Origin of the sequence: Sphingomonas alpina, assembly GCF_014490665.1 — a bacterium.
In the GTDB taxonomy this organism is placed as follows: Bacteria; Pseudomonadota; Alphaproteobacteria; order Sphingomonadales; family Sphingomonadaceae; genus Sphingomonas; species Sphingomonas alpina.
Map to the genome: position 1 here is coordinate 646,234 of NZ_CP061038.1, position 23,237 is coordinate 669,470.

Sequence of the window (23,237 nt, forward strand, 5' to 3'; positions counted from 1 at the left end):
CATCTGTATCATCGATGAAAGAACACTGCTCGACCTTGCTTTTTTTCTTGAAAAGGTCCAATGCGGTACAAAGTATCAATGTTTCATCGCGGGTGCTGTTGTTGAATTGATCCGGCGCTGAAACAGGGAGTCAGTGGTCATGGGCGCTCATCGGATACGCAGGCCGGATGAACGATAGTCTTAAATATCGGTTTGACGCCACCATCGGCCTTCGGGCAAGGGCGCCCAATCCGGAACGGGTACAATTTTTTGAGGCTGAATCTTTGAATAAGACTCCCCAGGCAGGCAGTGTTTCCCAGAAAAAGACCCGCACGAAACCGACCTTGATGCCCAAACAGGCTCGCGCCATTCAGACCCGCGAGCATTTGCTCGATGTCGCCGGATCGCTTCTCGCCGAGGTCGGGCTTGAGGATATCTCGACCAACATGATCTGCGCTCGCGCAGGGATGAGCCCGCCCGCGCTGTATCGATATTTCGCTGACAAGCATGCGGTGCTGGAAGCGCTGGGCATGCGGCTGATGGAGCGGCAGAACGAACTGCTGATCGGCTGGCTCGAGGGCAATCTGACCTCCGGCCTTGATGGCATGTTCGAAAAGATCGAAGTTGTTCTGCGCGAGACCGCTGAACTGACCGCTGCGGAACCTGGCGGTGTATGGATCGAGCGCGCCCTGCATGCATCGCCGAGACTGTCGCATATTCGCATCGAGTCTCATCGCTTCGTCACCGATGCGCTGCTTGAAGTATTTACCGCAATGCTGCCGGACATGCCCAGGGATGTCCTGTGGCGACGCATCAGATTCCTGATCGAACTTGGCTATGCCGCCCATGAAATGATGGGCGAGGAAGAGCGTATTTCGCCCGAGACGGTCTATGCCGAAACGGCGCGCATGATGCGATTTGTGCTTCTCGGGGACGAAGACCCGAAGGGTCGCTGATCGGGATTGTCGTTGTATCGGGACCGCCGGCAGTTCCTTCTGGAGGAGATGCGCGGTTGGTTCTTGCAAGAATAGTATTTATAGCTATCGTTTTGATCGCGGGTTGTACCCACTGATCAGGCAGGAGCGTCCGCACATTCTCGGCGCCGAGCGTTCGGCATAATGAGCGGATGATTTCGTGCGTGTATTGGCTCTCCTGCTTCCGGCCCTGGCTCTTTCTGCATGCGCGACCCCGGAGACGAGGTTGCGCTCCGGTTTGATTGGCATGGGCCTGTCGGAGCGGCAATCGACCTGCATGGCCGATCGCATGGCCCATAAGCTGTCGATCACTCAGCTTCGGCGCATTGCGGCATTGGGGAGCCTGAGGAACCAGCCGCTCGACAAGCTCTCCCAGGAGGAATTCCTGCACAGGATTCGCGCGCTTCGCGATCATGAAATCCTCGCGGTGACTCTCAATGCCGCGGCCGGCTGCGCCTTCGGTTTTTAGAGCATCGAGAATGACATCAGGCGCATGAGGAGTGGCTGAAATTGTGCGCGAGGCCATTATGTCAGTGGCGCGATGGCAATATCGTTTTCGACACTGAGAAAGAGCGTGCCGGGCCAAGTCCGGCAAGGGTCTGCATGCCGGATACCATGTGACGGTTGAATCGCTGCCGACGACAGAGCTGAAGGACGACAGGGCTGAAGGAACAGGCCAAGGGAGATATGTTACACCGGAAACGTAACATATCTTTTTTCATCGCCGTCTTTGCGCGGCAATACAATAATTCATTATATATCAGTAGTTTATAACTGGTTCGAGCGACTCCCGGGCGTGAACTATGCGCAGATTCCCGCGCGCTGATCCGGCAATAGGATAGCAAAGACTATTATATCGCCGGGCGTTTTGCTATATGAGCCTGCAAGGTCCGCTGCGGCCACGCGGTCAAAAAATGCCCGCGGCGAGATGGGGAGAAACGGGGTGTCAGCAGTGTCGGGATCATGCCTGTGATGGCCGGGAGAGCGATCGCCCGGGGCTGGATCGTCTGGGGGGTGAGTCTCGTTGTCCTGATGGGCGCCTTTCTGTTGTTCGCCTATGTCATCGGCTGGCCGACCTTGCCGGACGGCTGCATCACCCAGGGCTGTTATTGCGAGTATTTCTCGCACGCCGATGTCACCAATGGCGCCAAGGGTGTTCGACAGCACGTAAACACCTGGTCCAATCTTTACGCCATCGGCACCAGCTTCTTCGTGGCCTGGCAGCTCAGCCGCGACCGGGCGGGTGGGGCATCCCCCAACGTCATCCGTTCTGACGATCCGATTGCGGATCTCTATGTCTTCGTGGTGCTGTTCCTGGGATTGGGCAGCATGTGGCTGCACGGCTCGATCGCGAAACAGGTGTCATGGATCGACGGCCTGTCGATGTACACCTTCACCGGCTATCTGATCTTCTACACGCTGAACCGCTGGCTGGTGCGAACCGGAATCGATGCGGGAATCCGCAAGAAGATCTTCTGGGCGGGCTATGTCGTGACTGTCGGCAGCTTTGCGACGGTCTCGGCCTTGGGCGTGCCTGCCGAGATCCTGATCCTGACCATGGTCCTTGTCTATTTCGTGCTTGAATTCCGGTTTGCCGGGTTCATCGCCGCGCCACGCGCGCGTCGCTACTGGATCATCGGTATCGCGGCGATCGCGATCGCCACAATATTCTGGCAATTGTCCAAGACCGGCGGACCGCTGTGCGATCCCCATAGCTGGTTTCAGCCGCATGGATTGCTGTGGCATACGCTCGCGGGCGTCACGGCGGTGATGATGTACCTCTATTGGCGGCGCGAGAATGTGCCCGATGGACGATAGCCGGGCGGCTCGCTGAAGCTCGCTGCGGGCTGCCCATTTTACCGTACCGGACGGTTGCGCGGCGGCCTCTTCTTCGGCAGTCAGCGGGCGATCGCGGGAGTGCCCGCATCACCCATTTTGCCACTGAGCCTTGCTCATGGTGACCGCCAGGAGATTGAAGAATGACCATCACGCGCATCGATGCAGGCCCCCGCATGAGCCAGGCCGTGATCCATGGCGACACCGTCTATCTGGCCGGCCAGGTCGGCGCGCCGGGTGAGAGCGTCACCGCGCAGACCGAGGCGGTACTGGCGCAGGTCGAGTCACTGCTCGCGCGGGCCGGCAGCGACAAATCGAAGATTCTCATGGCCACGATCTGGCTCGCCGACATGGCCGATTTTGCCGAGATGAATGCGGTCTGGGATGTCTGGGTCGGCGGGCTCGACGCACCGGCACGTGCGACCGGCGAGGCAAAGCTGGCGACGCCGGACTATAAGGTCGAAGTGATCGTCATCGCGGCGCGCTGAAACGCTTATCCTGCCGATGCCCCGGAACGGGCGTCGGCAGGCATGATCTCGATCAGCAATGCCGGTCCGCTCAACTCGAAGCGTTCTTCCCGCCCATCCGTTGCGGACACCAGCAGCGCATCGAAGCGGGTAAGCTGATAGCTACCCGCCCCGCACCTCATCTCGATATCGTTGGTGGCGACGATCAGGCGCGTTTCTAAGCGCGTCGCCGGGATATCGATGACGCCGGCGGGCAGATGCCGGATCGCGCCCGTCATCAGTCCGCGCCGGACCATGAGGTTCAGGTCCGTGACCGGACCACGGATCGGCGTGCCATTGACCGCGATATCGCCGGGAAAGGGATGGGCGGCGGTTTCCGGAGTCAGGGCGAGAGGCGGATCGCCCGCGCCGAAATCCAGTTCGAGCCGTCCCAGCAGCACCATCAATACGCGGTCGATGCCCGGGAAGGACGAGAACGGACCCGCTTCCCGGACATCGGCCATGCTCAGCCGCCAGTCGAAATCGTCCATCGCGCTGCCTGTGGGAAAGGCGCAGATATCCCGCGTCACGCCGCCGCCATTCTTCCATGGCCGGGGGGTGCGATCGGCGGCGCGAAGGACCTGGTGCGTCATCCCAGGATGCCGGGCAGGTCGAGACCCTTTTCCCGTGCGCAATCGAGCGCGATGTCATAGCCCGCATCGGCATGACGCATCACGCCGGTAGCGGGATCGTTCCACAGCACGCGCTCCAGCCGCTTCGCCGCTTCGGGCGTGCCGTCGGCGACGATCACCATCCCGGAATGCTGGGAATAGCCCATGCCGACGCCGCCGCCGTGGTGGAGCGACACCCAGGTCGCGCCCGATGCGGTATTGAGCAGCGCGTTGAGCAGCGGCCAGTCGGATACGGCGTCGCTGCCGTCCTTCATCGCCTCGGTCTCGCGATTGGGGCTGGCGACCGACCCGCTGTCGAGGTGGTCGCGGCCGATCACCACCGGCGCCTTGAGCTCGCCGCTCGCGACCATTTCGTTGAACGCGAGGCCGAGGCGATGACGATCGCCAAGGCCGACCCAGCAGATGCGCGCCGGCAGGCCCTGGAAGTGGATCTTCTCCCGCGCCATGTCGAGCCAGCGATGGAGATGCGCATTGTCGGGCAGCAGCTCCTTCACCTTGGCGTCGGTCTTGTAGATGTCCTCCGGATCGCCCGACAGCGCCGCCCAGCGGAACGGGCCGATGCCGCGGCAGAAGAGCGGGCGGATATAGGCGGGCACGAAGCCGGGGAAGTCGAACGCGTTGGCGACGCCTTCGTCCTTCGCCACCTGGCGGATATTATTGCCATAATCGACCGTCGGCACCCCGGCCTGCTGGAAGTCGAGCATCGCCTGGACATGCACCGCCATCGATGCCTTGGCCGCCGCTGCGACGGCTTCTGGTTGGCGCTCGCGGCGCTCGACCCATTCGGCGACCGTCCAGCCGGCAGGGAGATAGCCATTGATCGGATCATGTGCCGAAGTCTGGTCGGTCAGCAGGTCGGGGCGGATGCCGCGCCGGAACATCTCGGGCAGAATCTCCGCCGCATTGCCGAGCAGGCCGACCGAGATCGCCTTGCCCTCGGCCTTGGCCTGATCGAGCATTGCCAGTGCGTCGTCGATCGTTTCCGCCGCCTTATCGAGATAGCCGGTGCGCAGACGCATTTCGATTCGGCTCGGCTGGCATTCGATCGCCAGGCAGGACGCGCCTGCCATCACCGCGGCGAGCGGTTGTGCACCGCCCATCCCGCCCAGGCCGGCGGTCAGCAGCCAGCGGCCGGTCAGGTCGCCGCCATAATGCTGGCGGCCCATCTCCACGAAGGTTTCGTATGTACCCTGAACGATGCCCTGCGTGCCGATATAGATCCATGAGCCGGCGGTCATCTGGCCGTACATCGCCAGACCCTTGCGATCGAGCTCGTTGAAATGCTCCCAATTCGCCCATTTGGGCACCAGGTTGGAATTGGCGATCAGCACGCGCGGAGCATTGGCATGGGTACGAAACACGCCAACCGGCTTGCCCGACTGGACCAGCAGGGTCTCGTCATCTTCGAGGCGCCGTAGCGTCTCGACGATCCGGTCGAAACTCTGCCAGTCGCGCGCCGCGCGGCCGATGCCGCCATAGACGACCAGCTCTTCGGGGCGTTCGGCGACATCGGGATGGAGATTGTTCATCAGCATCCGGAGCGGTGCTTCGGTCAGCCAGCTCTTTGCGGAAAGTTCCGTGCCGGTGGCGGCGCGGATGACTCGGCTATTGTCGATACGGCTCATGATGAATGACCTCTTCTCAAGCGCGGGCGAAGGCGAGGCACGCCTTCAGGATGTCGGTAAGGGTGGCGGTCAGCGGCGCCGCGAAGCCGGGATCGAACGGCGTCGGCCAGTTTGCGGGCGTCGGCGCGTCCGGCTCGGGCATATAGCCACGGATCGCGAGTTCCATCTGGATGGCGTGCACGCCGTCAGCCGGCCGGGCATAATGGCGCGTCGTCCAGCCGCCCTTGAAGCGACCGTTGAGGACATGGCCACGCCCGCTTGCCGCACAGATCGCCTCGACCGCGGCGGCAAGGTCGGGCGCGCAGGTGGCGCCGTCATTGGTGCCGATGTTGAACTGCGGCAGTTCGCCGTCGAACAGGCGCGGGATGCGGCTGCGGATCGAATGCGCATCGTACAGGACGATGCGGGGATGGGCGCTGCGCAGCCGGGCGATCTCGTCGGCAAGGGCGGCGTGATAAGGATCGAACCAGGTCTCGCGGCGCCGGGCGATCTCCGCATCGTCGGGCGTCGTCGCGGCATAGAGCGGTGCGCCGTCGAAATCGGTGGTCGGGCACAGCTCGGTCGTCGCCTGGCCGGGATAGAGCGATGCGCCCGAGGGATCGCGGTTGCAATCGATCACGCTGCGCGAGATGCGCGTGCGGATGGTGGTCGCGCCGAGATCGCGCGCAAAGGCGTAAAGCTGGTCGATCCACCAATCGGCATCGCGGCGTGCCAGCCAGGATGAGACGAACTGCCCCTCGAGCGCGGGCGGCAATTCGGTCCCGGTGTGCGGGAAGGCGATGATCAGCGGCGCATCGCCGCGATGCACTTCGAGCCAGTCGGTCATGCCGTCACGCCGGGCAAGTCGAGCCCCGCCGCCTCGATCAGCGCGCCCGAGCGGACCAGCAGGTTCGCAGCCTCCATATCAGGGTGGAAATGCCGGTCGTCGGCCAGCGTCGGCACATCCCGGCGCAGCCGCGCGCGGGCCGCTTCGAGTGCTGCACTCGATGCCAGCGGGGCATGGAAGTCGCAGCCCTGGCTGGCGGCAAGCAGCTCGATGCCGATGACCGCGCTGGCATTGGCGGTCATGTCCAGCAACCGGCGCGCACCATGCGCCGCCATCGACACATGATCCTCCTGATTGGCGGAGGTCGGGATCGAATCGACACTGGCGGGATAGGCGCGCTGCTTGTTCTCGGACACCAGGGCGGCGGCGGTAACCTGCGGGATCATGAAGCCCGAATTGAGTCCGGGATGCGGGGTGAGGAAAGCAGGCAGGCCGGACAAAGCGGGATCGACCAGCATCGCGATCCGCCGTTCCGCGATCGACCCGATCTCGCACACCGCCAGCGCGATCATGTCGGCGGCGAAGGCGACCGGCTCGGCATGGAAATTCCCCCCCGACAGCGCTTCGTCGGTCTCGGCGAAGATCAGCGGATTGTCGGACACGCCATTGCCCTCGGTCTCCAGCGTGAAGGCGGCCTGGCGCAATATGTCGAGCGCGGCGCCCATCACCTGCGGCTGGCAGCGCAGGCAATAGGGATCCTGCACACGAACATCGTCGACCAGATGGCTGGCGCGGATCGCCGATCCGGCCATCAGCGTGCGCAGCGCATCGGCGGTTTCGATCTGGCCGCGGTGCCGGCGCAGCGCCTGGATGCGCGGATCGAACGGCGTATCGGACCCCTTGGCGGCTTCGGTCGACAGCGCACCGGTGACCAGCGCCGACTGGAACAGCCGCTCCGCCTCGAACAGCCCGGCAAGCGCATTGGCGTTGGAGAATTGCGTGCCGTTGAGCAGCGCCAGGCCTTCCTTGGGGCCGAGTTCCAGCGGCGCCAGGCCGGCCTCTTTCAGCGCGAGTTCGGCGGGCTTCCGTGCTTCACCGACAAAGATCTCGCCGACACCGATCATCGCCGCGGCCATATGCGCGAGCGGCGCGAGATCACCGCTTGCGCCGACCGAACCCTGTGCCGGGATGACCGGGGTCAGGCCCAGGCGCAGCATCGCCTCAAGCAATGCCACCGTTTCGGGCCGCACGCCGGACGCGCCCTGGGCGAGACTGGCGAGCTTCAGCGCCATCATCAGGCGGATCACCGGCACAGGGGAGGGGCGCCGGTGCCGGCGGCATGGCTCAGCACGATATTACGCTGTAGCGTGGCGAGATCTTCGTCGCCGATGCGCACGCTTGCCAGCTTTCCGAAGCCGGTATTGATGCCATAGACCGGCTGCCCCTTGGCGAGGATGCGGGCAACGGCGTCCGCGCTGGCGCGGATCACCGCCGCCGATACGGGATCGAGCCCGGCCGGCGCGCCGCGATAGATGGCGCGCCACTGCAACAGCGTCACAGCGCCGGGTACCAAGGTGATGTCGGTCATTTGCCTCTCCAGACGCGGGCATGGAGCGGGTTCAGCCCCATGCGGTAAACAAGCTCGGCGGGACGTTCGATGTCCCAGATTGCCAGGTCGCAGCTCTTGCCGGCATCAAGCGTGCCGGTCTCGTCCTGGAGACCGAGTGCGCGGGCGGCATTGCGGGTGACGCCGGCAAGGCATTCGTCGACGGTCAACCGGAACAGGGTCGCAGCCATGTTCATGGTCAGCAGCAATGAGGTCAGCGGTGAGGTACCGGGATTACAATCGGTAGCGATCGCTATCGAAACTCCGGCCGCGCGCAATGCGTCGATCGGCGGCAGCTTCGTCTCGCGCACGAAGTAAAAGGCGCCGGGCAGCAAGGTGGCGACAGTGCCCGCTTTGGCCATTGCCGCGATGCCGTCATCGTCGAGATATTCGAGATGGTCGGCGGAAAGCGCACCATGCCGTGCGGCCAGCGCCGCGCCATGCAGGTTGGACAATTGCTCGGCATGGAGCTTGACGGGAAGTCCCCGCGCCGCGGCGGCATCGAAGATGCGTCCGGTCTGCGCCGCGGAAAAACCAATGCCTTCGCAAAAGGCGTCGACCGCGTCGGCCAGGCCGGCATCGGCGACCGCCGGGATCATCTCGTTGCAGACCGAGTCGATATAGCCGTCCGCATCGCCGGCATATTCTGGTGGTAAGGCATGGGCGCCGAGAAAGGTCGTGACGACGCCGACCGGCCGGTGCGTACCGAGTGCGCGCGCCGCGCGCAGCATGCGCAACTCGGCATCAAGCGCGAGGCCATAGCCCGACTTGATCTCGATCGTGGTGACCCCCTCGGCGATCAGCGCGTCGAGGCGGGGCAGGGCGGAGGCGACAAGCTGTTCCTCGCTGGCGCCGCGCGTTGCCTTCATGGTCGAGACGATGCCGCCGCCGGCGCGGGCAATCTCTTCGTAAGAGGCGCCGTTCAGCCGCAACTCGAATTCATGCGCGCGGTCGCCGCCATGGACGAGATGGGTGTGGCAATCGATCAGGCCGGGCGTAATCCACCGGCCCGCGCAGTCGATCGTTTCGATGGCGTCGAACGCGGGGGCCTCCGCCGCCAGGCCGGCATAGATGATTCGCCCGGCGGTGGCGGCAAGAACGCCCTGATCGACGATGCCCAGGCCGTCTCGCGCCCCCGCCATCGTCACGAGCCGCGCATTGGTCCAGATCCTGTCACACTGCATGCGCCATTTCCCCGTCCGGGATCACTGAAGTCGATCATTGCACCGCTGCGCTAGAATGTATAGACATAAAGTCACGGGAGGCCAGAACGAGCATGAACCTCGACGCAGCGAAACGGCTAAGGCACCAGATGTTTTTAAGTTTGCGCGTCTCTCCTTGTGCTCCCGCGAAGGCGGGAGCCCAGACTGGGTCCCCGCCTTCGCGGGGACACACACTCCGGGTTGGTCAGGATCAATGATGTTTGCCGCGAGCCATCACTTCTCCTCCGTGCTTCTGGCCGATGGCTGGGCACGGAATGTCCGCCTGTCGGTCGGCAATGGCCGGATCACCGCGATCGAGCGCAACGCCGCCGCCGGCCCCGATGACGAGCGGCACCAGGTCGCGGTGCCGGGCATTCCCAACCTGCACAGCCACGCCTTTCAGCGCGGCATGGCCGGCCTTGCCGAAGTGCGCGGCGCGAATGACGACAGTTTCTGGACCTGGCGCGAGGTCATGTACCGGTTCGTCGACCGGCTCTCACCCGACGATCTCCGCGCGATCGCGTCGCTGGCGTATCTGGAGATGCTGGAGAGCGGTTTCACCCGGGTCGGCGAGTTTCACTATCTCCATCATGATCGCGATGGCACACGCTTTTCCGATCCGATCGAGATGAGCGCGGCGATCTTCGCTGCCGCTGCCGAAACCGGCATCGGGCTGACCCATCTGCCGGTATTCTACGCGCATTCCGGTTTCGGCGGAGCGACGCCCGGCAGCGGGCAGCGGCGCTTCCTGCATGATCCCGATGCGTTCGCCTCACTGCTCGACCGGCTTCGTGCCGCGGCCGCGCCACTGGGTGATGCGATTGTCGGTCTTGCCCCGCACAGCCTGCGCGCCGTGACGCAGGAGGAGCTTGGTCTGCTGGCGGAACTGGCCGGCGCGGGGCCGATCCACATTCATATCGCCGAACAGGTCAAGGAGGTTGAGGACTGCATCGCCTGGAGCGGTGCGCGGCCGGTCGAATGGCTGCTCGATCATGTCGCGGTCGATCGTCGCTGGTGTCTCGTCCATGCCACGCATGTCACCGATGCAGAAGCGAGGGCGATCGCGGCCAGCGGCGCCGTGGTCGGCCTGTGCCCGATCACCGAAGCCAATCTCGGCGACGGCATCTTCCCGGCACAGCCCTTCCTCGCGGCGGGCGGTACTTATGGGATCGGATCGGATTCGAACGTCCTGATCGATGCGACGGAGGAGATGCGGCTGCTCGAATATGGCCAGCGGCTGGCCGGCCTCAAGCGCAACGCTCTCGCGCGCGGGGCGGGTGGATCGACCGGGCAGGATATCTATCTCGCCGCGCTTGCGGGCGGAGGGCAGGCGCTGGGCGTCGACCCGGCGATCGCGGTCGGTCACGCGGCCGATTTCGTCACGCTTGACCGGTCCAACCCCAGCCTGATCGGTCGCGAAGAGGGCGCGCTGCTCGACGCGCTGATATTTGCCGGCGGACGATCGGCAATCGATTCGGTCTGGCGCCGTGGCCGCAAGCTGGTTAGCGGCGGCCGTCACCTGCGTCGCGATCCGATCGTCGCCGACTATCGGCGGGTGCTGGAGAAACTGATCCTGTGACCCTGTCGCTGCACGAACGCATCCGCACCGACATCGAGACCGGCATTCTTTCCGGCAAGCTCGCGCCGGACCAGCGCATCCCGGTCGAGCATGAGCTGATGGAAGTCTATGGCTGTTCGCGGATGACGGTGAACAAGGCGCTGTCGGCGCTGGTCGCCGCAGGATTGATCGATCGCCGCAAGCGCGCCGGATCGTTCGTCGCGCGGCCCAAGGTCGATTCGATGGTGCTCGACGTGCCGGATCTGGCCGCCGAAGTGGCGAAGCGCGGCGGCGTGTATGGCTACCGGCTTCTCATTCGCAAGGTTCGCGCGCCCGATCGTGACAAGGGCGAGGAGCAGGCCCTGGCCGGGACCGGCAAGCTGCTTCAGATCGACGGTATTCACCTGGCGGACGGCGTGCCGCTGGCGGTCGAACGCCGCCTGATCAGCCTGGCTGCGGTACCGGCGATCGAGGAGATCGATCCGGAGGTCGAATCGCCGGGCGGCTGGCTGCTGCGCCATGTCCCCTGGACCGAAGCGGAAACCCGTATTTCAGCAGTCCCGGCCGAGGGGGAGACGGCGACGCTGCTCGGCGTCGGCCCGACGACGCCCTGCCTGCTGGTCGAGCGCCAGACCTGGCGCGGCAAGGAACGCATCACGTCGGTACAGCAATATTTCCTTGGCGATCAATATAGCCTGGTCGCCCGGTTCGGGCACGGCGTGCCGGCGAAGTAAGCGGACGTTTGCGATCCGGGTCGCACGCGTGGAGTCAGCTCTTGCGCCGATGGCGCGGTGGTCAGTTTACTATCAAGCTGTGTCGACCCTGACCCATTCTTTGCTTCCCCGGCGCAGGCCGGGGCCCAGTCGTGAAACAGCCGGCAACCGCTGTGGTGCTTCGTTACCTTGACCTTTCCGACTGGGCCCCGGCCTGCACCGGGGAAGCAGTAAGAATTAGGCCTTGAACCCAAAAATGGGGGCCGCTTACGCATGGGGTGAACGGCAAAAATTGGTGAAAAGTGAGCTTGAAGCTTTGGACAGCGAAATGATGGAAGCCGACACTCCGAGTTGCCGATCAGTTCCCTTGGGCCAGCGGCAACATAGCGCTTCGCAAGCTCTCAATCGCCTCCTTATCCGCCGACCATAACCAGATGTAAGACAGCACGGTTTCGTACCAAACCCAAACATACTGAGAGTGCCAGATAAGCGAGCCTTCTATCAAGTCCTCGCACTCGTGCCATCCCGGTAGAGTCAGACGTGCAGCAGGGTTTCGTTCTGCGAATGCCTCAAGCAGATGCCGATACATAAAATCTTCGCCGTCTGGTGAGCCACACAGAGTGAAGCCCCAACCTTGAGGGCCGGTATTTCTACATTGCGGTGACGCCTCGACCGGCTCGATACTGTCAAACTGGAAAGCCGCTGTTATGGGTCGCCCCGCGTCTTCAGTTCGCCTTTTCCTCAGCCATTCAAACACGCAGCTTGCTCCGTCCAGCGTTCAGGCAGTTTGTAAGCTGTCTCACCAGCGACGGCTATTGGGATTGCGCAGGCTCATCTCAACCTTACGCTATTGGGGCGAAAGCGGAGTGACCGCTTTATGAATCTGCGACCTAGGTCAGGATCACTGTACTCGTTCAATTTAACCCAGATGATGTCAGATGCCGCCGGAGATTTGCCAAAGCCTAGGCGCCCGGCCTCGCCGTTATGCGCGACAGGATAGCGTCGAGACCCTCGCCGAGCGCGGTGAACACTCCGTGATCCGAGACATGCTTCAGCAACTGCTCGTTAAGCCCGCCCAAGGTCGCATGGTCTGCCGCGAGCGCCGCGAAACTCTGCTCCGGCGTCTCGATCGCGGTGCGGGAGAGTCCGTCGAAAATGCTCGCGACATAATGACGGGCTTGCGTTTCGGTCACGCCATTACGCACCAGCCAGGCGGAAACGGCGCCCGCGAACGCCAGATAGGATGCCATCGTCCCGGTCGCGGCGCTCAGCGCGTCGAACACCTCCGGACGGTCCACCTGGATCGCGGTGCCGATGCGGTCGAACAGCGCGGCGGCGATCGGGTCGGGCGGGAAGATCGCGGTCGGTCCTCGCCCGAGCGCAACCGAGGGGAGCGGCACGGCCTTCGAGACGGCCGGTGCCGGGGCGACCAGACCGGTCAGCGCGTCGAGCGACAGGGTCGCGATCAGGCTGATGACATGATGGTCCGCCCGAAACCGCAGGTCGGGGATGACCTCCCGCGAGATCTGAGGTCGCACCGCCAGGATGATGACATCGCTCTCGTCCAGCACCGCCTGGTTGGAAGCAGCGACGCGCACATGCGGGAATGCTTGCGCGAGCGCAGTGGAAATGGCCGCGCTGCGCGGCGAGACATGGATCACGCCCTGATCGGCGAAGCTCGTGCCCAGGCCGTGGATGATTGCCGATGTGATGGCGCCGGTGCCGATAAAGCCAAGTCTCATCTCATGCTCCAGGCCGGGGGAGTTCCTGGTGTTCACAACGCGAAGATCGCGACCGGGTCAAGCCGGCCGGTTCTTCCGGGAAATGATGGTTTGCGAATGAGGAAGCGGCGCCGCTATCTCATCGGCCCAGACGTGAGAGCAAGGATGGCCATGACCGACAGCAGCGACATCCTTGCCTTTGCCGATGCCACGGCATGGGACGCTTGGCTGGCCGATCATCATGCCGGGTCGAACGGCGTCTGGCTGCTGATCGGCAAGAAGGGTTCGAAAAAGGAAGCGATCGCGATCAGCGACGCGCTGGATGTGGCGCTTTGCCATGGGTGGATCGACAGCCAGCGCAAAGGCCATGATGCGGACTTTTACCTCCAGCGCTATTCACCGCGCCGCTCGAAAAGCCCCTGGTCGAAACTCAATGTCGAGCGGGTCGAGGCGCTGAACGAAGCAGGGCGCATGCGGCCTGGGGGATTGGCCGAAGTCGAACTGGCCCAGGCAGATGGTCGTTGGGCGGTGGCCTATGAATCACAACGTATCGCGACGCTCCCCGATGACCTTTCCGCCGCGCTGCGGCTCAACCAACGGGCTCGCACGGCGTTTGAGCGGCTTGACCGGACGAGCCAATATTCCGCCACCTTGCCGATCCTGAAAGCGACCACGCCCGAGGTGCGAGCGACGCGCGTGCAGAAATTGATCGCCAAATTGGTCGCCGGTGATCTGGCGAGCAACGACATACCGGGCTGAGACCCTTGCAATCCAGCCATGGGCTTCATATAATCGAGTAAGCACTCACTCATTGGATTTTGAATGGCCCGCCCGTTAAGCGAAGAAAAGCGCGATGCGATCCTGGCCGCGGCGACCGACGCGGTGGCCGCGCTGGGCACCGGTGCGCCGACCGCGAAGATCGCCAAGGCGGCCGGCGTCGCGGAGGGCACGCTGTTCACCTATTTTCCGACCAAGGATGATCTGCTCAACGCGCTCTATCTGCAGCTCAAGAGCGACCTGCATGGCGCAATGATGGCGACCTATCCCGCGTCCGGCGATCTGCGCGCGCGCTGCCGCCATGTGTGGGACCGGTTCATCGACTGGGGCGTGGATCATGCCGCGAAGAGCAAGGCGATGCGGCAGCTGACCGTATCCGACCGCATTTGCGAGGCAAGCCGGCAATCGGGCAATGCGGCGTTCCGCGATGCGGAGACATTGCTGAAGGATGTGATGGCGATGGGCGCGCTCAGTGACCAGTCGATCGCCTTTGTCGGCGCGGTGATGCAGTCGCTCGCCGAAACCACCGTGCAGTTCATCGAGCAGGATCCGAAAGCGCGCGATCGGTACAAGCGGGCAGGGTTTGACGCATTCTGGAGCGCGCTCACCAAGCCGTGATTTTTTGACGTTAAAATGAGTGAGCAATCGCTCTTTGGAGTAAGGCTATGAAAGACTTTGGCATTGACGATATCCCGTCCCAGGCGGGGCGGCTGGCATTGATCACCGGCGCGACCGGTGGTCTTGGCTATGAAACCGCGCTGGCGCTGGCCGGTGCGGGGGCCGATGTGGTGCTGACCGGCCGCAATCCCGCCAAGGGCGACGCGGCGCTGAAGCGGATCCGCGAGATTCATCCGCACGCAACGATCCGCTATATGGATCTGGATTTGTCCAGCCTGCGCAAAGTGGCGGAGTTCGCCGAGCGTTTTTCCGGCGAGCATCCATCGCTCGACCTGCTGGTCAACAATGCCGGCGTGATGATGCCGCCCACCCGCCACACCACGGCGGACGGGTTCGAACTGCAATTCGGCACCAATTATCTCGGCCATTTCGCACTGACCGGGCGGTTGCTGCCGCTGTTGTGCCGGGGACGCGAGACGCGGGTGGTCAATCTCAGCAGCGGTGCGCACCGGCTGCTGGCGGCGATCCACTTCGACGATCTGCAATGGGAGAAAAACTACAAGCCATGGCGGGCCTATGCCCAGTCCAAGCTGGCGATGATCCTGTTCGCGTTCGAACTGCAGCGCCGCAGCGACCGCCATGGCTGCGACCTGATGAGCAATGCCGCGCACCCCGGCTATGCGCGGACTGGGCTGCAAAGCGCAGGCCCCGGTCTGGGCCGGAGCGGGCCGTCGCCGATGGAACGGCTGAGCACTGCGCTGGCTCCGCTTATATCGCAGTCAGCGGCGGCGGGCGCTTTGCCGACCCTGTTCGCCGCGACATCGCCCAATGCAGTGCCCATGGGTTATTACGGACCGAAGGGGCGGTTCGAACTGACCGGGCGCGTCGGTGACGCCGTGATCGGCACGGAAGCGCAGGACGAGGCCGTGGCCGCGAGATTATGGGACATATCGGAAGAACTCACCGGGGTTCGCTTTCCTTGAGCGCGAGCGGTGTCGATTCAACCAGTCGATCGAACGTGAAACAGTGACGATGGACGGGAAGCTATCCGGCTTTCCGTCCCGCTCTTTCACATGACTGGAAAAATACCGGCCATTGGTCCTTGGCTGTTCCGGCCGGAACAGCCAGCCCGTTCGCTGTTCCTGGCTGATATGCTGGCTGTTATGCTGGCTGTTCCATGGCTGTTCCATGGCTGTTCGGTGGCTGTTATGCTGGCTGTTATCGGGCGAGCCAGTCTCAGCCAATCTATTGGAATAGATATATAATCTACCAGATCCGGCGATCGGAAAAACAAGTATCAGCGATTAACAGCCAGTATCCATGCGCGGTAGCGCTTCGCCAGCCGGTGCGTACGGAGCTGATCGCCGATAAAGGTCAGCATCGGGGAGGGCGTCCGTTTCATGATCTTGCCGGCCGCAATGCGACGCAGGCGCAACTTGGCGATGGCCATCGTCGCGCCTGCCGCAAGCGCGCGGTTCTTCCATTTGAGGCTTGGCAGGTCGATTTCCAGGCTTTCGCCGGCACGCCAGCGCGCGGGTAAAGCGGGCTCGACCGTCATGGCGGTAGCGATCCCGAGCATCGCGACGCCGATCCGGTCGCCCTCGGGCGATAAGGCGGCCTCCGCCACGGAACGGCGACGGATACCGCCGGTAACCATCACCGGCATGGTCGCGACCCCGGCAATGTCGCGCGCGAAATCGATGAAATAGGCTTCCCGCGCCGCCGTGCTGCTGCCGTCCGCCGGCGACCCTTGCATTGCCGGGCTTTCATAACTGCCGCCTGACAGTTCGAGCAGATCGATATCCAGGTCGTTGAGCCATCGCACCACTTGCGTGGCATCCGCGACGTCGAAGCCGCCGCGCTGGAAATCGGCCGAATTGAGTTTCACCGACACGACGAAGTTCGATGCGACCGCCGCCCGCACCGCGCGGACCGTCTCAAGCAGTGCACGTGCGCGATTCTCCAGGCTGCCGCCCCATTGATCGGTGCGCTGGTTGACCAGCGGCGAGAGGAATTGATTGAGCAGATAGCCATGCGCCGAATGGATCTGCACGCCGTCGAAACCGGCCTGCTCGGCCAGCACCGCAGTGCGGGCGAAGCGGGCAATGACCTCCTCGACCTCGGCCTGCATCATCGCCCGGGGCTGGGCGAACATCCTGGACAGGCTGCCAAGGTCGAGCGGCACGGCGGACGGCGCAATCGCCTGCTGGCCCATTGATGCGGCCATTTGCCGGCCCGGATGGTTGATCTGCATCCAGGCCTGGCCACCGCCCGATTTCATCGCCGCGGCCCAGCGCGCGAACAGGGGCAGGTCGCGGTCGTCCTCAAGCACCAGGCCGCCCGGACCGGTCAGCGCACGGGCATCGATCATCACATTGCCGGTCAGCAACAGGCCCGCACCGCCCTGCGCCCAGCGTGAGTAGAGAGCAAGCAGCGCCGGGCCCGGCACCTGGCCTTGGTCCGCCATATTTTCCTCCATCGCCGCCTTGGCGATGCGGTTGGGAATGATCGCGCCGCGACGCAGCGCTAGCGGCTCGAACAATGCCGACCGGCTCGGTGTGGACGCGGTGTCGCCGATGTCGCGGAGGGGGGCGCCGGTGGCATTTTCGTTGAACATGGCATTGACTTTCGAAGGTGATTCGAGCGACCTTACACCTTCAATCAAAGTTGAAGGTCAAGCATGAAGATCGGCGAGCTTGCCCGCGCGGCAGGCATATCGACATCGCGCATCCGCTTTTACGAGGAAAAGGGCGTGATCCGGCCGGCTGACCGGACCGGGAATGGCTATCGCGACTATCCTGAGACGACGCTGGAAGCCTTGCGCATGATCCTGCTGGCGCAATCGCTCGGCCTGTCGCTGGCCGAGATCAAGGCGAGCGCGCCCGGGGACGGCAGCTTGCCGAGTTGCGACGACGCACGGCAGATTCTGAGCGCCAGGCTGGCCGATATCGACGCCCATCTCGCCCGCCTGACCGCGATGCGCGCGCGGATCGTCGCGATGATGGATCATGAACGGTCGTCGGACGCGGTGATCGCCACGCTTCACAGGGCCGCTGGTTGAACCGACGCGCGGCCTCAGATCCGCGTCAGATGGTCGTGGTCCTTACCTCTGTCACCAAGGAAGCTTGTGTCCCCGCGAAGGCGGGGACCCAGTCTGGGCTCCCGCCTTCGCGGGAGCACAAGGAGGAGGCGATCGCTGTCGGTTACGCTAATCCGTTGGCCGAAGGGGATAAGCATCGATGACGAGTACCAAATCAATTCCACGCGATAGCCCCATCGCCCTTCGGAGTTGAGATTGCTTGCGGGAAGGGCGGCATGATAGCGACCGTGCGATGAACCCGCTCTACACCTCGCTCGGCACCACCATCTTCGAAACCATGTCGGCCCGCGCGCGGGCGACCGGCGCGATCAATCTTGGACAGGGTTTTCCCGACGGTCGTGGGCCGGAGGATGTACTGGCCGAGGCGGCGCGCGCGCTGGTCGAGGACTCGAACCAATATCCGCCGATGCTCGGGATTCCTGCGCTGCGTGAAGCGGTCGCGGCACATTATTCGGTGCATCAGGGGCTCGACCTGACTCCGGCCGAAGTGGTGGTCACCTCGGGCGCGACCGAGGCGCTGGCGGCGGCGATCCTCGCTCTGGTCTCGCCCGGCGACGAAGTGGTGATGTTCCAGCCGCTCTACGACGCCTATTGGCCGCTGATCGTGCGTGCCGGCGGCGTGCCCAAGCTGGTGCGGCTCGAGCCGCCCGAATGGCGCATCACCGCCAAGGCACTGTCGGCGGTGGCAAGCGCGCGCACCAAACTGGTGATCGTCAATTCGCCGCTCAACCCGACCGCGACGATGGCGTCGGATGCCGAACTGGCCCTGCTCGCGGATTTCTGCGTCGCGCATGATGCCATCGCGATCTGTGATGAGGTGTGGGAGCATGTCGTGTTCGACGGGCGGACGCATCGTTCGCTGATCGGCTTGCCCGGCATGCGCGAGCGCACGGTCAAGATCGGGTCGGCCGGCAAGATTTTCTCGCTGACCGGGTGGAAGGTCGGCTGGATGTGCGCCGCGCCGCGCATCGCTGCGGTGCTGGCCAAGGCGCATCAGTTCCTGACCTTCACCACGCCGCCCAATCTGCAGGCCGCCGCCGCTTATGGGCTGGGCAAGGATGTCGCCTATTTCGAGGGGATGCGCGCTGCGTTCCAGCGTTCGCGCGACCGGTTGGCGGCGGGATTGACTGGCCTCGGCTATGCCGTGCTGCCGAGTGCCGCGACCTATTTCCTGTCGATCGATCTCGACCGTTCGGGCGTCGGCATGGGCGATATCGCATTCTGCGAATGGCTGGTCGAGGAAGCCGGCGTGGCGTCGATCCCGGTTTCGGCATTCTATGTCGAGGCGCCGGTGACCAATGTCGTTCGGCTGTGCTTTGCCAAGGCCGATGCGACGCTGGATGAGGCGCTGGAGCGGATGCGAGTACGGCCTTAGAACGGGCTGGAATTTGACTAAACCATCCCCGTCATCCCCGCGAAAGCGGGGATCCCGCTTCTTCTTCTTCTTCTTCTTCTCAGTGCGGGGCAAGGCAGCGGGATCCCCGCTTTCGCGGGGATGACGAGGGGAAATTTGCTAAAGCCATCTAATCTCCAGCCTGTTGTTACCCGCCTGCCATTCGCGGCAGCCACATTCCCATGAACGCGCCGAAAATGCCGATCCCGACTCCGGCGCTCAGCACGAACAGCAGCCCCGCCATGGCGAGCTTGCCCGCCGGTCCGGATCGCCCCTGTGCGAGCAGATAGAGTTCGAGCACCGCGAGCGGCAGCAGATAACAACCATAGGCCCAGAAGCGCACGAACGGACCGTCGAACCCCTTCCCGCCAATCCCGACCGGGCCGCTATTGGCGATGATCCACAGCATCAGCCCGACGCGAAAGAACCACACTCCGCTGACCAGGATGAAGGCGCGCAACGCCCAGCGGCGATGCACGGCGATCTTACGCGCGAGCGCATAACGCCAGGCCATCGCAACGCAGATCACGATCAGCACGGCATTGATGCTGATCCCGAAGCGCATCGAAAACCCGCCGGCCGTGCCACGTGTCCACACCGCATAGAGCCCGGTCAGGCTCATCACGATTGCGGTCAGCAGGTACAGCCGGCCATTCCAGCGATGGAAGGGCAAGGCGCGGGCACGAAGATAGGGGATTAGCTGCAGCGGCCCGCCAACGGTGATAATGATCGCGAGCAACAAGTGCGTGGCAAGCGCGACATTGCCGATCGTGCCGCCTTTGACATAGCCGCCGACCAGCACCTCGTTCCAGCGCTCGAAATTCCCGGCCATCGCAGCGCCGCCGTAGAAACTGGCGACATAAGCGACGAACAGCCATTGCCCGATGACCGCGGTCACATACCAGAATATCGCCGAGCCCTTGAGCGCCTTGTTCGCCGCGGATCGCATTGCCGGGGACCCGGCCGCAACAGTCTCGTTCATTCTTGTCCCTTCGGGCGCCCCATCTGGTTCTCGTCCGGCGATAGATTGGCTATGACCCGCAGCACATGACCGCGCAGATCAAAAACCTGACTTTCGGCTCGCCGGCGCATCGCGGTGGCTGATCCAACCGTATCGGCCGGCTATACGGACAATCTGATGCAGTTCGCGGTGTCGAGGGGAGCCGACCGGCAGCAGCTTTGCGGACTGTCCGGGATCGATCCCGGCGACCTGTCCGATCCGGACAATCGTGTGCCGCTCGCGCGCTATATCGCGCTGATGCAGGCCGCCAAGCAATTGTGCAATGCGCCGGCATTGGCGCTCGACCTGGGGGCGGAGAAGGACTTCAAGGAAATCTCCGTCGTCGGCCTGATCTGCTACGCCGCACCGACCATGGGTGAGGCCTTTGCCGAACTGAGCCGCTACGCGCGCCTCGCGGCCGAGGTCGATCTGACCGGCGGCGGCAAGCGGTTCGAGCTGAGCTGGATCGATGGCGAGTTATGGATGGTGGATCGGCGCACCGACCCGAACAGCTTTCCGGAAATGACTGAATCCACCTGGTCGCGGTTCATCTGCGAAACCGCTCGCCATTTTCCCGACGCGCCCTTCGCCAAGGAGGTCCATGTCACGCATCCCGCACCCGACTATCGCGCAGATTATGATCGCGTGCTGAAGGCTCCGGTGACCTTCGACAGCGACCGCAACGCGATCATGATCGATCCGTCCTGGTTGTCGATCGAACTGCATCAGCCCAATCGCTACGTGTTCGGCGTGCTCAGCGAGCATGCCGACAAATTGCTCAAGGATCTCGAGACGACGCGGACGATGCGCGGGCGGGTCGAAAGCCTGCTGATCCCGATACTGCACCTGGGCGATGTCGGCATGGACGATATCGCGAAGCAAATCGGGCTCAGCCGCCAGTCGCTGTATCGCCGGCTGAAGGAAGAAGAGGTCAGCTATGAAGCGCTGGTCGACGATCTGCGCCATCGCATGGCGCTGCACTATCTGCGCGGCCGAAAGACCTCGGTGAACGAGACGGCCTATCTGGTCGGCTTTTCCGATCCGAGCTCCTTCTCACGCGCGTTCAAGCGCTGGACCGGATTGAGCCCGCGCGGCTGGGTGTCCGCCTGACCGTCGCCGTCGGCGATGGCTCCGCGTCGTCAGCCGCTGTATAAGTGCATCACCTCCAGCGGAGACCGAGCATGACGTTCCAGCAATCCGGTGCGCCAGTCACCTATCTCAATGTCAGCGACCGTGAGCGCGCGCTGGGTTTTTATCGCGATACGCTCGGGCTGACGCTGCGCAGCTCGGATGATTTCGGCGATTTCATCGATTTCGGCGGGGGATTGCTGCGCATGACCGCAATGCCGGATCACAAGGCGCATCCTCATCCCGTGCTGGGCTGGAATGTCGAGGACATCGGCGCGGCAGTCGTGGCGCTGCGGGACAGGGGCATTACGTTCAGCATCTTCGAGGGGTTCGGCCAGGACGCGCTCGGCATCTGGACCTCCCCCGACGGCAAGGCCAAGATCGCCTTTTTCGCCGATCCTGACGGCAATGTCCTGACTCTGTCCGAGGCGTGAGCCGTCCCTAGACCTTCTCGACCAGCCCGCGCTCGGTCAGATAGCCCGTCACCAGCCGCGCGGGCGTGACGTCGAAGGCCGGATTGGCGGCGGTCGATGCCGTCACCCGGATGCGCCCGCCTTCGCCGGAAACATGTGTCACCTCGTCGCCCGAGCGCTCCTCGATCGGCACATCGGCGCCGGTCGCAGTGTCGGCATCGAAGGTCGTGTAGGGCAGGGCGACATAGAAGGGCACGCCATTGTCCTTCGCCGCCAGCGCCTTCAGATAGGTGCCGATCTTGTTGCAGACATCGCCGTTCGCGGTCACCCGGTCGGTGCCGACGATCACGGCGTCGACCTGACCCGTCATCATCAGATGCCCGCCGGCATTGTCGGTGATCACCGTGTGCGGCACGCCGTGCCCGGCCAGCTCGAACGCGGTGAGCAGCGCGCCCTGGTTGCGCGGGCGCGTCTCATCGACCCACACATGCACCGGAATGCCGGCATCATGCGCGAGATACATCGGCGCGGTGGCAGTGCCGTAATCGACCGTCGCGAGCCAGCCGGCGTTGCAATGCGTCAGGATATTGAGCGGGCGGTCCGGGTGCCGCGCATGAAGCTCGCGGAACAGCTCGAGGCCATGCGCGCCGATCGCGCGGTTCAGCTCGACATCTTCGTCGCAGATCGCATCGGCGCGGGCAAAGGCGGGGGCAGCCCGCTCGGCGGCGGGCAGGGGGCGCACTGTCTCGACCAGCTTGTCGAGTGCCCAGCGCAGGTTGACCGCGGTCGGGCGCGAAGCGAGCAGGAAGCGATAGGCGCGGTCGAGTGCCTCATCCGATCCATCCTCGGCCAGCGCCATCGCCAAGCCATAGGCAGCGGTCGCGCCGATCAGCGGCGCACCGCGCGTCCACATCTCGCGGATCGCGCGCTCGGCATCCGCAGCGCTGCGCAGTTCGACCCAGCTGATCGCCCAGGGCAGATCGCGCTGATCCATGATCCGCGCGCCGCGGCCATCGGCGGTGCGGGTGATCGAGCGCTGGTGCGTACCCTGCAGCTTCATGCGCTCATCTCATCGAATGTCGCGATATCGCCCGCGCCGCCTGTGCGGTCGATCAGCAGCGCTTCCATCCCGGCGGCGCGCGCGGCGCTGATCTCTTCGGGCGTATCGGACAGGAACAGGATATCGCCCGGTGCTTCGCCGATCGCCGCGGCAATCGCGGCATAGGAAGCCGCTTCGCGCTTGGGCCCGGTCGTCGTATCGAAATAACCCGAGAAGAGCGGCGTCAGGTCGCCCATATCGCTGTGACCGAAGAGCAATTTCTGCGCCGCGATCGATCCTGACGAAAACACGAATAGCTTCACGCCGGCCTCATGCCAGCGACGCAGTGCCGCGGCCGCCTCGGGATAGACATGGCCGGTGAAGCCGCCCGCCCGATAGCCATCGGCCCAGATCATCCCCTGCAGGGCCTTGAGCGGCGTTGCCTTGCGGTCCTCGTCGATCCAGCGGATCAGCGTCGTGACCGGATCGCCCGGCTCGGTCGCCTCGACCTCGGCAAGGATCGGCGCGGCCTTGACCGGATGCGCCGCGACCCAGTCGGCCAGCCGTGCCCGGGCATAAGGGAACAGGACATCGGCGACGAAGGCGATGCTCGACGTCGTACCCTCGATATCAGTGAGGATTGCCTTCATG

General features: G+C 63.9%; 22 protein-coding genes and 1 pseudogene. 13 read left to right on the plus strand and 10 right to left on the minus strand.

All coding sequences use genetic code 11. The features are described 5' to 3' along the window. Positions 1–167 precede the first annotated feature (167 nt). From H3Z74_RS02905 to H3Z74_RS02920, 4 genes are all read left to right on the plus strand, one after another. Entirely contained in the window at positions 168–935 is a 768-nt protein-coding gene (locus H3Z74_RS02905) for a TetR/AcrR family transcriptional regulator (protein ID WP_187762512.1), read from the plus strand. A 295-nt stretch (positions 936–1,230) separates the two neighbouring features. Further along, on the plus strand, positions 1,231–1,422 hold the full coding sequence (locus tag H3Z74_RS24265) for a hypothetical protein (RefSeq protein ID WP_229726846.1): 192 nt from the start codon (positions 1,231–1,233) through the stop codon (positions 1,420–1,422). 545 nt (positions 1,423–1,967) lie between these two features. After that, a complete protein-coding gene (locus H3Z74_RS02915; RefSeq protein ID WP_187762514.1) occupies positions 1,968–2,771 on the plus strand; it encodes a hypothetical protein in 804 nt (267 codons plus the stop codon). 161 nt (positions 2,772–2,932) lie between these two features. Further along, positions 2,933–3,277 (plus strand): RidA family protein, encoded by a 345-nt coding sequence (locus H3Z74_RS02920; protein WP_187762515.1) that lies wholly within the window; start codon positions 2,933–2,935, stop codon positions 3,275–3,277. Positions 3,278–3,282: 5 nt separating this feature from the next. On the opposite strand, the gene H3Z74_RS02925 is transcribed toward H3Z74_RS02920, so the two are convergent. From H3Z74_RS02925 to hutI, 5 genes and pseudogenes are all read right to left on the minus strand, one after another. Continuing rightward, complete coding sequence (locus H3Z74_RS02925) at positions 3,283–3,888, minus strand: HutD/Ves family protein (protein ID WP_187762516.1); 606 nt, start codon at positions 3,886–3,888, stop codon at positions 3,283–3,285. Further along, positions 3,885–5,552, minus strand: coding sequence for a urocanate hydratase (gene hutU / locus H3Z74_RS02930; RefSeq protein WP_187762517.1), 1,668 nt, complete (start codon positions 5,550–5,552; stop codon positions 3,885–3,887). The genes H3Z74_RS02925 and hutU overlap by 4 nt, the downstream gene beginning before the upstream one ends. A gap of 16 nt (positions 5,553–5,568) precedes the next feature. Beyond that, the gene (hutG, locus tag H3Z74_RS02935; protein ID WP_187762518.1) at positions 5,569–6,378 is read right to left on the minus strand and encodes an N-formylglutamate deformylase; all 810 of its coding nucleotides are present in this window, start codon (positions 6,376–6,378) and stop codon (positions 5,569–5,571) included. Continuing rightward, a pseudogene (hutH, locus tag H3Z74_RS02940) lies at positions 6,375–7,906 on the minus strand (histidine ammonia-lyase). Before hutH ends, hutG begins: the two are co-directional and overlap by 4 nt. Further along, positions 7,903–9,108: an imidazolonepropionase gene (hutI, locus tag H3Z74_RS02945; protein ID WP_187762519.1), complete on the minus strand. Its 1,206-nt coding sequence runs from the start codon at positions 9,106–9,108 to the stop codon at positions 7,903–7,905. The pseudogene hutH and the gene hutI overlap by 4 nt, the downstream one beginning before the upstream one ends. Before the next feature lie 232 nt (positions 9,109–9,340). On the opposite strand from hutI, the gene H3Z74_RS02950 reads away from it, so the two are divergent. Together H3Z74_RS02950 and hutC are read left to right on the plus strand one after the other, a co-directional pair. Then, positions 9,341–10,705 carry a formimidoylglutamate deiminase gene (locus tag H3Z74_RS02950; protein WP_187762520.1) on the plus strand — a complete coding sequence of 455 codons (1,365 nt, stop codon included), beginning with the start codon at positions 9,341–9,343 and terminating at the stop codon, positions 10,703–10,705. Next, complete coding sequence (gene hutC, locus H3Z74_RS02955) at positions 10,702–11,418, plus strand: histidine utilization repressor (protein ID WP_187762521.1); 717 nt, start codon at positions 10,702–10,704, stop codon at positions 11,416–11,418. Before H3Z74_RS02950 ends, hutC begins: the two co-directional genes overlap by 4 nt. Positions 11,419–12,359: 941 nt before the next feature. Here the strand turns inward: hutC and H3Z74_RS02960 are convergent. Further along, on the minus strand, positions 12,360–13,139 hold the full coding sequence (locus H3Z74_RS02960; RefSeq protein WP_187762522.1) for a pyrroline-5-carboxylate reductase: 780 nt from the start codon (positions 13,137–13,139) through the stop codon (positions 12,360–12,362). A 150-nt stretch (positions 13,140–13,289) separates the two neighbouring features. On the opposite strand from H3Z74_RS02960, the gene H3Z74_RS02965 reads away from it, so the two are divergent. The 3 genes from H3Z74_RS02965 (at position 13,290) to H3Z74_RS02975 (ending at position 15,496) form a co-directional block, all read left to right on the plus strand. Then, positions 13,290–13,877 carry a YdeI/OmpD-associated family protein gene (locus tag H3Z74_RS02965; RefSeq protein WP_187762523.1) on the plus strand — a complete coding sequence of 196 codons (588 nt, stop codon included), beginning with the start codon at positions 13,290–13,292 and terminating at the stop codon, positions 13,875–13,877. Positions 13,878–13,940: 63 nt separating this feature from the next. Further along, on the plus strand, positions 13,941–14,513 hold the full coding sequence (locus H3Z74_RS02970) for a TetR/AcrR family transcriptional regulator (protein ID WP_187762524.1): 573 nt from the start codon (positions 13,941–13,943) through the stop codon (positions 14,511–14,513). A gap of 47 nt (positions 14,514–14,560) precedes the next feature. Next, positions 14,561–15,496 carry an SDR family oxidoreductase gene (locus tag H3Z74_RS02975; RefSeq protein ID WP_187762525.1) on the plus strand — a complete coding sequence of 312 codons (936 nt, stop codon included), beginning with the start codon at positions 14,561–14,563 and terminating at the stop codon, positions 15,494–15,496. 314 nt (positions 15,497–15,810) lie between these two features. Here the strand turns inward: H3Z74_RS02975 and H3Z74_RS02980 are convergent, their stop codons facing one another. Continuing rightward, positions 15,811–17,130, minus strand: a complete 1,320-nt coding sequence (locus H3Z74_RS02980) for an NADH:flavin oxidoreductase/NADH oxidase family protein (protein WP_187762526.1) — start codon at positions 17,128–17,130, stop codon at positions 15,811–15,813. Positions 17,131–17,193: 63 nt separating this feature from the next. Here H3Z74_RS02980 and H3Z74_RS02985 point away from each other — a divergent pair, with 63 nt between their 5' ends. Beyond that, positions 17,194–17,574: a MerR family transcriptional regulator gene (locus H3Z74_RS02985; RefSeq protein WP_187762527.1), complete on the plus strand. Its 381-nt coding sequence runs from the start codon at positions 17,194–17,196 to the stop codon at positions 17,572–17,574. A 271-nt stretch (positions 17,575–17,845) separates the two neighbouring features. Further along, positions 17,846–18,988, plus strand: coding sequence for an aminotransferase (locus H3Z74_RS02990; protein WP_187762528.1), 1,143 nt, complete (start codon positions 17,846–17,848; stop codon positions 18,986–18,988). A gap of 166 nt (positions 18,989–19,154) precedes the next feature. Here H3Z74_RS02990 and H3Z74_RS02995 read toward each other — a convergent pair whose 3' ends face one another. Next, positions 19,155–19,988 carry a DUF2306 domain-containing protein gene (locus H3Z74_RS02995; RefSeq protein WP_229726847.1) on the minus strand — a complete coding sequence of 278 codons (834 nt, stop codon included), beginning with the start codon at positions 19,986–19,988 and terminating at the stop codon, positions 19,155–19,157. 114 nt (positions 19,989–20,102) lie between these two features. On the opposite strand from H3Z74_RS02995, the gene H3Z74_RS03000 reads away from it, so the two are divergent. Further along, entirely contained in the window at positions 20,103–21,116 is a 1,014-nt protein-coding gene (locus H3Z74_RS03000) for an AraC family transcriptional regulator (RefSeq protein ID WP_229726848.1), read from the plus strand. Positions 21,117–21,187: 71 nt separating this feature from the next. Beyond that, on the plus strand, positions 21,188–21,568 hold the full coding sequence (locus H3Z74_RS03005) for a VOC family protein (RefSeq protein WP_187762529.1): 381 nt from the start codon (positions 21,188–21,190) through the stop codon (positions 21,566–21,568). 7 nt (positions 21,569–21,575) lie between these two features. Here H3Z74_RS03005 and mtnA read toward each other — a convergent pair whose 3' ends face one another. Then, complete coding sequence (gene mtnA, locus H3Z74_RS03010) at positions 21,576–22,607, minus strand: S-methyl-5-thioribose-1-phosphate isomerase (protein ID WP_187762530.1); 1,032 nt, start codon at positions 22,605–22,607, stop codon at positions 21,576–21,578. After that, positions 22,604–23,236 (minus strand): acireductone synthase, encoded by a 633-nt coding sequence (mtnC, locus tag H3Z74_RS03015; RefSeq protein ID WP_187762531.1) that lies wholly within the window; start codon positions 23,234–23,236, stop codon positions 22,604–22,606. The genes mtnA and mtnC overlap by 4 nt, the downstream gene beginning before the upstream one ends. Between the last annotated feature and the right edge of the window lies 1 nt (position 23,237).

Excerpts from the sequence above, each read along its gene's own strand:
- H3Z74_RS02905 (WP_187762512.1), top strand. The coding sequence starts at position 168 with ATGAACGATAGTCTTAAATATCGGTTTGACGCCACCATCGGCCTTCGG.
- H3Z74_RS24265 (WP_229726846.1), top strand. The coding sequence starts at position 1,231 with ATGGCCGATCGCATGGCCCATAAGCTGTCGATCACTCAGCTTCGGCGC.
- H3Z74_RS02920 (WP_187762515.1), top strand. The coding sequence starts at position 2,933 with ATGACCATCACGCGCATCGATGCAGGCCCCCGCATGAGCCAGGCCGTG.
- H3Z74_RS02925 (WP_187762516.1), bottom strand. The coding sequence starts at position 3,888 with ATGACGCACCAGGTCCTTCGCGCCGCCGATCGCACCCCCCGGCCATGG.
- hutU (WP_187762517.1), bottom strand. The coding sequence starts at position 5,552 with ATGAGCCGTATCGACAATAGCCGAGTCATCCGCGCCGCCACCGGCACG.
- hutG (WP_187762518.1), bottom strand. The coding sequence starts at position 6,378 with ATGACCGACTGGCTCGAAGTGCATCGCGGCGATGCGCCGCTGATCATC.
- hutI (WP_187762519.1), bottom strand. The coding sequence starts at position 9,108 with ATGCAGTGTGACAGGATCTGGACCAATGCGCGGCTCGTGACGATGGCG.
- H3Z74_RS02950 (WP_187762520.1), top strand. The coding sequence starts at position 9,341 with ATGATGTTTGCCGCGAGCCATCACTTCTCCTCCGTGCTTCTGGCCGAT.
- H3Z74_RS02960 (WP_187762522.1), bottom strand. The coding sequence starts at position 13,139 with ATGAGACTTGGCTTTATCGGCACCGGCGCCATCACATCGGCAATCATC.
- H3Z74_RS02965 (WP_187762523.1), top strand. The coding sequence starts at position 13,290 with ATGACCGACAGCAGCGACATCCTTGCCTTTGCCGATGCCACGGCATGG.
- H3Z74_RS02970 (WP_187762524.1), top strand. The coding sequence starts at position 13,941 with ATGGCCCGCCCGTTAAGCGAAGAAAAGCGCGATGCGATCCTGGCCGCG.
- H3Z74_RS02975 (WP_187762525.1), top strand. The coding sequence starts at position 14,561 with ATGAAAGACTTTGGCATTGACGATATCCCGTCCCAGGCGGGGCGGCTG.
- H3Z74_RS02980 (WP_187762526.1), bottom strand. The coding sequence starts at position 17,130 with ATGTTCAACGAAAATGCCACCGGCGCCCCCCTCCGCGACATCGGCGAC.
- H3Z74_RS02985 (WP_187762527.1), top strand. The coding sequence starts at position 17,194 with ATGAAGATCGGCGAGCTTGCCCGCGCGGCAGGCATATCGACATCGCGC.
- H3Z74_RS02990 (WP_187762528.1), top strand. The coding sequence starts at position 17,846 with ATGAACCCGCTCTACACCTCGCTCGGCACCACCATCTTCGAAACCATG.
- H3Z74_RS02995 (WP_229726847.1), bottom strand. The coding sequence starts at position 19,988 with ATGAACGAGACTGTTGCGGCCGGGTCCCCGGCAATGCGATCCGCGGCG.
- H3Z74_RS03005 (WP_187762529.1), top strand. The coding sequence starts at position 21,188 with ATGACGTTCCAGCAATCCGGTGCGCCAGTCACCTATCTCAATGTCAGC.
- mtnA (WP_187762530.1), bottom strand. The coding sequence starts at position 22,607 with ATGAAGCTGCAGGGTACGCACCAGCGCTCGATCACCCGCACCGCCGAT.
- mtnC (WP_187762531.1), bottom strand. The coding sequence starts at position 23,236 with ATGAAGGCAATCCTCACTGATATCGAGGGTACGACGTCGAGCATCGCC.